This window comes from Tahibacter soli (assembly GCF_025717065.2).
Lineage (GTDB): Bacteria > Pseudomonadota > Gammaproteobacteria > Xanthomonadales > Rhodanobacteraceae > Tahibacter > Tahibacter soli.
Map to the genome: position 1 here is coordinate 1 of NZ_JAOVZO020000010.1, position 8,796 is coordinate 8,796.

An 8,796-nucleotide genomic window follows, 5' to 3' on the forward strand; every position below is an offset into this window, starting at 1 on the left:
CTGCAAACGCAGGGCGTAGCGCGTCCAAGGATCGGTGACCCGGTCGAGGCCGTCGTCGCCCAGCACAACGGCCTTGGTGTTGTTGGTGACGTACTTGCGGTCGGCGATGCCATAGAAGGCGTTGTCGCTGGCGATGATGCCTGGCTTGCCGACTTTCTCGGCCCACCATCGAAGGGCCGCCATGCGGTTCTTCACAGTGCCGACCGACAGGTCTTGCCCGCGCCAGAACTTCACCAACGCCTCAACGTGCTTCGGCTTGAGGCTGTCGGCGGTCATGTTCTGGTAGCCGAGCCCTTTCAGGTGGTCGGCCATCTTGGTCAGGGTTTTTAGTCTTTCTGCCTGGGTGCCGAAGCTCCCGTCCTTGTTGCGGTAGGCCAGGTGTCGCAGGTCGTATTTCAAGCTCACACCCATATGCCGGAGTTCCGGTAAGTGTTCACGCCGTCACTGGTGGCTCCGGGAGCCGTCCAGCAACCCAGCCTCGAACGGATCGAGACTGGCAGGGGCAAGTGAGCTTGGGTGCATCGACCGATGCACCCGCGTTGGTGCCTGTTGGCACCTCCTTTCTACGCGGGTTGTTGACCTGATGGGTTTTCATACGACGGTGCTAGCTCTCCTCCTGGCCGGAAGGAGAAAGCACCCGGTGCAGGTTTTTCGCGTGGACCTGTCCACGTTGAGGGTTGCCCCTCGAACCGGCCTGAAAGGCGTCTAAGCGTCGTTTCAGGCGTTCTGCCTTGCCCCGGCTCATGTCGCGTTCGTGGCGCGCCTGGGCGGTTGCCTCGTGCGCTTCCACGAGCGCAACCAGCAAGCGCGCGTTCTCCCGGCGGAGGGTTCCGACCTCCGAGCGTAGGGCCCCGAGCTGTTCCGCGACGCTGGTCGTCATGTGGCCATCATTCTGGAATAGTGCCTAAAATGCAATGTGTGCGCGGGTTCAGCGAGCGTCGTCATTGTCAGCTTGCAGCCAATGACGACGCTGCGTCTCCGCTCCGCTTGAAGCCAGAAAGCCAGCGCGCCCGCGGGCGAGTTGGGATCGCCGGGCGAGCAATGTGTGGGGGCTTGGCTTGGTGGACATCTGTCACCTGTTGGCGGTTGGGGAGGCACATCCGTGCGCGAAAGCGCGGCGCGCGCCACAGCCGTTTTCGCTGCACCAGAAAAGCGCACTGTAGTGAGAGAGCTGAACCTCTCACCCTGTTCCTCACTTTTCACGCGGCGGGGATGACGGCCTGCATAGGCTAGAGGCCTCCTCTAACCAGCGATGCCTTATGGACGAGTCGAGCACTGCCGTTATCGTCGGCGACGACGTCGAACTCTGGTCGATTTCGCGGACCCGAACGGGGTTCAGTTGCGTGCGCACGGTCTACGTTTCCGCAGCGGGTAGCGCCCGCGCCGCTATAGCCGCTGCTTGCGCAAGAATGGAGCAAAACGACACCGCTGCACTATCGAATACCATCCTGGACAGCCTGCGGCTCAGCAGTCCCACCATATCTAAAGGCGGGAGCTTTCTTCGGGCACCGCCAGCGATGCAGTTCTTCGTGGGAGAGCGCGTAAACGACCACACGCTTGTACGGCGCGCCCAAGATCTTGTTTTCGATATTGGGCCTGTATCCGTGAGTTAACGCCCGCGAAGCACGACGGCGGGCAACTCACCGCGACGCGTACGCGCGCGTCAACTTAGCGCCGGTCGGCGCAATACACCGGCATTTCCAGGTCGCTGAAGTCAGCGACCGTCACAGAACCGCTGAACGGAGCGAGCCTGTAGCTAGTTGCGCAGACAAGATGCTTGCAGTCGAATCCAGTGCTTTGCCGTCCCCGGCTTAGAGCAGTGATTTGGCGCGTTCTTGATCCCGTCACGTCCCTGACTTACGGTCGCTCGTTAGCCCCCCTTGGCGGACGACGCCCATGTCCCTGCGCACCGCACTGCTCGCCGTTTTGTTGTCCGTGTTCGCGTCCCCGGCGGTGGCTGTCACCCCGGTCTTCATCAACGAGCTGCATTACGACAACAGTGGGCCGGACACGGGTGAGGCAGTCGAGATCGCAGGCCCTGCCTTGACCAATCTCGATGGTTGGTCCGTCGTGTTCTACAACGGCACTGGCGGGACGACCTACGGCACAGTGCCGCTGAGCGGATTCCTGGCGAATCAGTGCGACGGCTTCGGTACTGTCGTGGTTGACGCGACCGGCCTGCAGAACGGTGCGCCGGATGGCCTCGCACTGGTCAACGGCGGCACGGTGGTTCAGTTCCTCAACTACGAGGGCGTGTTCACCGCGACGAACGGCCCAGCGGCAGGACTCACCAGCACCGACATTGGCGTTTCGGAGAACGGCAGTGCGCCGGCAGGCCAATCCTTGCGTTTGGCCGGCACTGGAACGGTCGCCGAAGACTTCACCTGGCAGTCGTCTGCTACCGCGTCGTTCGGCCAGTGCAACCAGGGTCAGACATTCGTCGGCGGGGTCGATGCGCCGCCCGCCGTCATCGACCTGCAACCGGCGCAGGGCGCGACAAACGTGGCGGAGTCCGCACTCATCGCTGTCCAGTTCAGTGAGGCGGTCACCCTTGGCCCCGGTGCGGTCACGCTCGTTTGCTCCAGCTCGGGCAATGTCGGCCTGACGCTGACTTCAAACCCGAACGCGGCGCGCTACGTCTATACGCCGGCGATGTTGTTCAGTTCGGCAGAAACCTGCACCACGGCCGTCGCGGCCAGTTTGGTGACCGATCTGGACGGCACGCCAGACACGATGGCGGCAAACGCCACGAGTACGTTCACGGTGGCGACCGACATTGCGCCCACTGTAGCCGATCGAAGGCCAGTCGCCGGCGCCACCAACGTTCCCACCTTGAGTCCCCTGCGTGTGTTCTTCTCGGAGGCGGTCACGACTTCCACGGGTTGGCTCACGCTGAACTGCGCGAACACGGGTGTCCACGCGCTGACCATTACCGGCGGCCCGCAGCAGTACAGCGCCCAGCCGGCGCCGGCACTGGGCGGTAACGAGACCTGCACGGCCACAGTGCATGCAGCCCTGGTCCTCGATCAGGACGGCAGTCCGAACGCGATGAGCAGCGATGCAAGCTGGAGCTTTGGGACAGGCCCGGCCATCGGCAACTACTACCAGAACGTCGATCCGAGCAGTGCGACGGCGCTGCGCGCGTCACTACACAGCATTATCAAGGACCACACCCGCTACCCCTACTCGTCGAGTGGGACCGACACCTGGACGATCCTCGAACAGGCCGATGAAGACCCGAACGATCCCTATCGCATCGTCGACGCCTACAAGAACGTTTCCTTTGCGAAGGTGACGACCAATCGCCCCTACAACCGCGAGCACATCTGGCCCAAGGCCTACGGCTTCCCGGACGACGGCGCCACGAACTATCCGTACACCGACACCCACATGCTCCACCTGACCGACAACAACTACAACGGCACGCGCGGCACCAAGCCGTTCGGCACCTGTTCGTCGGTCTGCCAGGAATACACGACGGTTCTGACCAACGGGGAGGGTGGCGGAAGCGGGGTGTATCCCGGCAACTCCAACTGGTCGGATGGGGTGATCTGGGAGGTCTGGAGTGCGCGTAAGGGCGACCTAGCGCGCGCGCTGCTCTACATGGATGTGCGCTACGAAGGCGGGCTCAATGGGAACACGAACAGCCCTGAGCCAGACTTAGTGCTGACGGACAATCTCAGCCTGATTCAGACAACGGGCACCAACACCTCCGGCACGGCATACATGGGCCTGCTCAGCGTCATCCTGACTTGGCATTACATGGACCCACCGACCGATCGCGAGCGGCTGCGCAACGAGATCGTGTTCGGCTACCAGCACAACCGCAATCCGTTCGTTGACCATCCAGAATGGGCAGACTGCGTGTTCCTCGACCTCTGCGCGGCGGATCGGATTTTTGCCAACGGCTTCGAGCCCTAAGTGCGTTCTGGTTTACGCGACTAGCTTCGTCGCCGCAGCTTTTATTCGTTTGCGACCACGCCAACGGGCTCGACCGGCGGACGCGCAGCTTCGTGTCGACGACTCGCCGGCCCGCGCCGCCCGCCGGCCCTGTTCGCTCGGCGCCTGTCGCGTCGTTCACATCCGGTCTTCCCACCGGATCAAGGAACCGTCACATGCGCTCGCTGCTCCGCGGCATCCTGTTACTCACCGCATCCATCTCCGGCGTGCATGCCGCAGCGAACGACGACGCCAAGGCAATGGCGCTGCTTGCCAATGTGCAGGTTCGCTCGCAACAACTGGCGCTTCTCGCCAACGATGCTGCCGGCGGCAGGGTCGAGGCGTTCCTCGATCTCGATGCGGCGCGCAAACGCATCGGCGCAGCGTTGACGCAGCTGAAACAGGGCGACCCGGGAAACGGTTTTAGCGGTCTAGCCGGCCGCGCGCCGCTGAGCGCCGAACTCCTCGGCGTGGACAAGGCATGGGCGCCGCTCGACTCGAACGTGACGAAAATTCTGCAAGGGCAACGGCAGATCATCGAGAGCAGGACCGCCGTCGACGACTTCGACGCGAAAGCCGCCAGACTCAATGCGCACACGGATGAAATCGTGAAGACACTCGTCGACGGACACGGCTCGAAGCTTCAGGTGAAGCTCGCGTCCTACCAGATGCTGCTGATCGAGCGCATGCAGCGTCGCGCACACGCCATTCTGGACGGCGGCGAGGATGCCGCGAACGCGGCAACCGGACTGCAGCGCGACAGAACGTTCTACGGCGCCGTCATCGAAAGCCTGCTCGATGGCAACGCGGACCTCGATCTGAAAGCGATCGACGATACGGCGGCACGCGGCATTCTCCAGGACGTGAACACGCAGTGGGACGAACTGGCGCCTGCGATAGCGACGTTGCTCGACGCCGCAGCGGCGCTGCAGGAGGTAAGAAAGGCGGCGGACGATATCCGCCTCGGAAGTGAAACCCTGCTGACGAGGTCGGAGCCGCTTCAGCAGCATCTCGGGAAATAGACGTCCAGCCGACGATCGCGATCGTTACGGAAGATCACCGCCGATTCGCATTCCGAAGCGACAAAGTAGCCGGCACCACAAGGCGCTGGGCAGCGCTAAGACGGTAGCATTCCGAAGGGCCGACGAAGAAGTGCTGTGGCCGGGACCATAGAGCACCGGCCAGAGCATGAGCTAGCGCAGTATGCGTTCGCTAGAAAGTAACCTCGACCGAAGCCGAGGCTATGCGCACCAAAGTTTCGCCTTGCGGATGTCCTCGCACACTGCTATCCATTAGTCTGTGCAGGAAAAATTTCCTGCACAGTACCTACACAGGGTAAAATCGAGTCTTTTCTATCTTTATTTTCAAATATTTAAGAAACGCTCTTCATTTCGCTGGAATGACGAGCAAAGGATGACGAGCGTCAGAACATGTGCTTCTCGATCCCCAGCGTCGAGAGAATCTTGCTCGCGATCTCCTCGATCGACGTATGCGTCGTGTTCTGCAGCGGCAGGTTTTCGCGCTTGAACAGCTTGTCGGCCTGCGCCAGTTCCCAGCGGCACTGCTCGATCGTCGCGTACTTGCTGTTCGGCCGGCGGTTCTCGCGCACCTGCGCCAGGCGCTGCGGGTCGATCGTCAGGCCGAACAGGCGGCTGCGGTAAGGCCGCAAGCGCGACGGCAGCTCGATGTTGTCGAGATCGTCGTCGGTCAACGGATAGTTCGCGGCCTTGATGCCGTAGTGCAGCGCCATGTACAGGCACGTCGGCGTCTTGCCCGAGCGCGAGACGCCGACGAGGATGACGTCGGCGTCGGCGTAGTTCGTCGACACGCCGTCGTCGTGCGACAGCGCGTAGTTCGTCGCGTTGATGCGCGCCTCGTACTCGGCGAAGTTGACGAGGCCGTGCGCCTTGTTGACGTGGCGCGAACGCGGCGTGCCGAGTTCGTCCTCGAGGGGGCCGATGAACGGCGCGAACACGTCGACCATCAGCGCGCCGCTGGCCGTCAGCACTTCGGTCAGCGCCGGATCGACCACGGTATTGATGACGATCGGCCGCATGCCGGTCTGCGCGAACGAGGTCTTGATGCGCACGCACGCGAGCTGCGCCTTCGCCTCGTCGTCGACGAACGGGATGCGGAAGGTGTCGAATTCGATGCCGTCGAACTGCGTCAGGACCGAATGGCCGATCGTCTCGGCGGTGATGCCGGTGCCGTCGGAAACGTAAAAAATAGTTCTGCGCATGGCCTTCCCGCCCTGAACGAAGGCCGAAGTCTAACCCGATGCCGCAGCGCACAACTTGTTTCGTGGCGATCGAACCGGCGAAAATTGACCGTCTTTGCGCGCCGGACCGCGCACGGCTCCCTCTTCACGCTTCCGGAGATTCCTTTGAGCGACCTGGTGCTTTGGCTGGACAAGCTGCGACTCGCCGATCTCGGCAAGGTCGGCGGCAAGAATTCCTCGCTCGGCGAGATGATCGGCAATCTGTCCAAGCTCGGCGTTTCGGTACCGGGCGGCTTCGCCACCACCGCCTACGCGTTCCAGCAGTTCATCGCGCAGAGCGGTCTTGCGCAGCGCGTGCAGGATCGCCTGGCGACGCTCGACGTCGAGAACGTCGACGAGCTGACGAGGGCCGGCGCGCAAATCCGCCGCTGGGTCGTCGAAACGCCGCTGATCGCCGAGTTCGACGAGGCCGTGCGCGCGGCGTACCGCAAGCTCTGCGCCGACGCGGGCGGCGAGAACGTCGCCGTCGCGGTGCGCTCGTCGGCGACCGCCGAAGACCTGCCCGACGCGTCGTTCGCCGGCCAGCAGGAGACGTTCCTCAACGTCACCGGCGAAGACGACGTCATCCACAAGGTGAAAGAGGTGTTCGCGTCGCTCTACAACGACCGCGCGATCGCCTATCGCGTGCACCACGGCTTCAAGCACGAAGACGTGTTCCTGTCGGCCGGCGTGCAGCTGATGGTGCGCTCGGACGCCGGCGCGTCGGGCGTGCTGTTCACGCTCGACACCGAGTCGGGCTTCCGCGACGTCGTGTTCATCACCGCGAGCTACGGCCTCGGCGAAATGGTCGTGCAGGGCGCGGTCAACCCGGACGAGTTTTACACGTACAAGCCCGGCGTGAAGGCCGGCAAACCCGCGATCCTGCGCCGCCAGATCGGCGCCAAGCAGCAGCGCATGGTGTATTCGAACGTGCCGGGCGAACGCGTGCGCATCGAGGAGACGCCGGCCGCCGACCGCTCGCGCTTCTCGATCAGCGACGAGGACGTGCACGAGCTGTCGCGCCAGGCGCTGACGATCGAGACGCACTACGGCCGCCCGATGGACATCGAGTGGGGCAAGGACGGCATTACTGGAAAAATCTACATCCTCCAGGCGCGTCCCGAAACGGTGAAGTCGCGCGCCCGCGCGACGCAGATCGAGCGCTTCCATCTGAAATCGAAAGGCCCGGTGCTGACCGAAGGCCGCGCGATCGGCCAGAAGATCGGCGCCGGCACGGCGAAGGTGATCCGCTCGCTCGCCGACATGAACCGCGTGCAGCCGGGCGACGTGCTCGTCGCCGACATGACCGATCCCGACTGGGAACCGGTGATGAAGCGCGCCGCGGCGATCGTGACCAACCGCGGCGGACGCACCTGCCATGCCGCGATCATCGCGCGCGAGCTCGGCGTGCCGGCCGTCGTCGGCTGCGGCAACGCACTCGACACGATTCCCGACGGCGCACAGGTGACCGTGTCGTGCGCCGAAGGCGACACCGGCCTGATCTACGAGGGCAGGCTCGAGTTCGATCGCGTCACGGCCGATCTCGGCGCGATGCCGCCGGCGCCGCTCAAGATCATGATGAACGTGGCGAACCCGGAGCGCGCGTTCGATTTCGCGATGCTGCCGCACGCCGGCGTGGGCCTCGCGCGCCTGGAAATGATCATCAACAGCCACATCGGCATCCATCCGAAGGCGCTGCTCGAATACGCGACGCAAGATGCCGACACCAAGCGCAAGATCGACGAGAAGCTCGCCGGCTACGGCAACGATCCGGTGCAGTTCTACGTCGACCGTCTGGCCGAGGGCATCGCGACGATCACGGCCGCGTTCGCGCCGCATGCGGCGATCGTGCGGCTGTCCGATTTCAAGTCGAACGAATACGCGAACCTGATCGGCGGCAAGCGCTACGAGCCGCATGAAGAAAACCCGATGATCGGCTTCCGCGGCGCGAGCCGCTACGTCGATCCGTCGTTCCGCGACTGCTTCGCGCTCGAATGCCGCGCGATGAAGAAGGTGCGCGACGAAATGGGCCTGACCAATGCGTGGGTCATGATTCCGTTCGTGCGCACGGTCGAGGAAGGCAGGAAGGTGATCGACGTACTCGCGCAGAACGGCCTGAAGCGCGGCGAGAACGGCCTGAAGCTCATCATGATGTGCGAGCTGCCGTCGAACGCGCTGCTCGCCGACGAGTTCCTCGAACTCTTCGACGGCTTCTCGATCGGCTCGAACGACCTGACGCAGCTCACGCTCGGCCTCGACCGCGATTCGGGCATCGTCGCGCACCTGTTCGACGAGCGGAACGCGGCGGTCAAGAAGCTCCTGTCGATGGCGATCCAGACGGCGCGTGCCAAGGGCAGGTACATCGGCATCTGCGGCCAGGGCCCGTCGGACCATCCGGATCTCGCCGAGTGGCTGATGCAGCAGGGCATCGAGTCGGTGTCGCTCAACCCCGACACCGTGGTCGATACGTGGCTGCGGCTGGCGCAGGCGAAGGCCGGGGCGTAAAGCACCGCCTGTAGTTCCCTGTGCTCGTCATTCCAGCGAAAGCTGGAATCCAGTTTTTCGCGCCGCAAGAGCAACGGCTGGATCCCAGCTTGCGC

General features: G+C 63.6%; 6 protein-coding genes. 3 read left to right on the forward strand and 3 right to left on the reverse strand.

Annotation, left to right across the window (positions count from 1 at the left end; all coding sequences use genetic code 11):
- The coding region (locus tag OD750_RS08105) for a phage integrase N-terminal domain-containing protein (protein ID WP_272841874.1) at positions 1 to 399 on the reverse strand (399 nt) is incomplete at its 3' end.
- 205 nt (positions 400 to 604) lie between these two features.
- Positions 605 to 880: a hypothetical protein gene (locus OD750_RS08110; RefSeq protein ID WP_263541397.1), complete on the reverse strand. Its 276-nt coding sequence runs from the start codon at positions 878 to 880 to the stop codon at positions 605 to 607.
- Between the two features lie 1,016 nt (positions 881 to 1,896).
- On the opposite strand from OD750_RS08110, the gene OD750_RS08115 reads away from it, so the two are divergent.
- Entirely contained in the window at positions 1,897 to 3,921 is a 2,025-nt protein-coding gene (locus OD750_RS08115; RefSeq protein ID WP_272841879.1) for an endonuclease, read from the forward strand.
- A gap of 194 nt (positions 3,922 to 4,115) precedes the next feature.
- Positions 4,116 to 4,961, forward strand: a complete 846-nt coding sequence (locus OD750_RS08120; RefSeq protein ID WP_263541399.1) for a hypothetical protein — start codon at positions 4,116 to 4,118, stop codon at positions 4,959 to 4,961.
- A gap of 401 nt (positions 4,962 to 5,362) precedes the next feature.
- On the opposite strand, the gene ppsR is transcribed toward OD750_RS08120, so the two are convergent.
- Positions 5,363 to 6,178: a posphoenolpyruvate synthetase regulatory kinase/phosphorylase PpsR gene (gene ppsR, locus OD750_RS08125; protein ID WP_263541400.1), complete on the reverse strand. Its 816-nt coding sequence runs from the start codon at positions 6,176 to 6,178 to the stop codon at positions 5,363 to 5,365.
- A gap of 144 nt (positions 6,179 to 6,322) precedes the next feature.
- Here ppsR and ppsA point away from each other — a divergent pair, with 144 nt between their 5' ends.
- On the forward strand, positions 6,323 to 8,701 hold the full coding sequence (gene ppsA / locus OD750_RS08130) for a phosphoenolpyruvate synthase (RefSeq protein WP_263541401.1): 2,379 nt from the start codon (positions 6,323 to 6,325) through the stop codon (positions 8,699 to 8,701).
- Positions 8,702 to 8,796: the final 95 nt, after the last annotated feature.

Excerpts from the sequence above, each read along its gene's own strand:
- OD750_RS08120 (WP_263541399.1), top strand. The coding sequence starts at position 4,116 with ATGCGCTCGCTGCTCCGCGGCATCCTGTTACTCACCGCATCCATCTCC.
- OD750_RS08115 (WP_272841879.1), top strand. The coding sequence starts at position 1,897 with ATGTCCCTGCGCACCGCACTGCTCGCCGTTTTGTTGTCCGTGTTCGCG.
- OD750_RS08110 (WP_263541397.1), bottom strand. The coding sequence starts at position 880 with ATGACGACCAGCGTCGCGGAACAGCTCGGGGCCCTACGCTCGGAGGTC.
- ppsR (WP_263541400.1), bottom strand. The coding sequence starts at position 6,178 with ATGCGCAGAACTATTTTTTACGTTTCCGACGGCACCGGCATCACCGCC.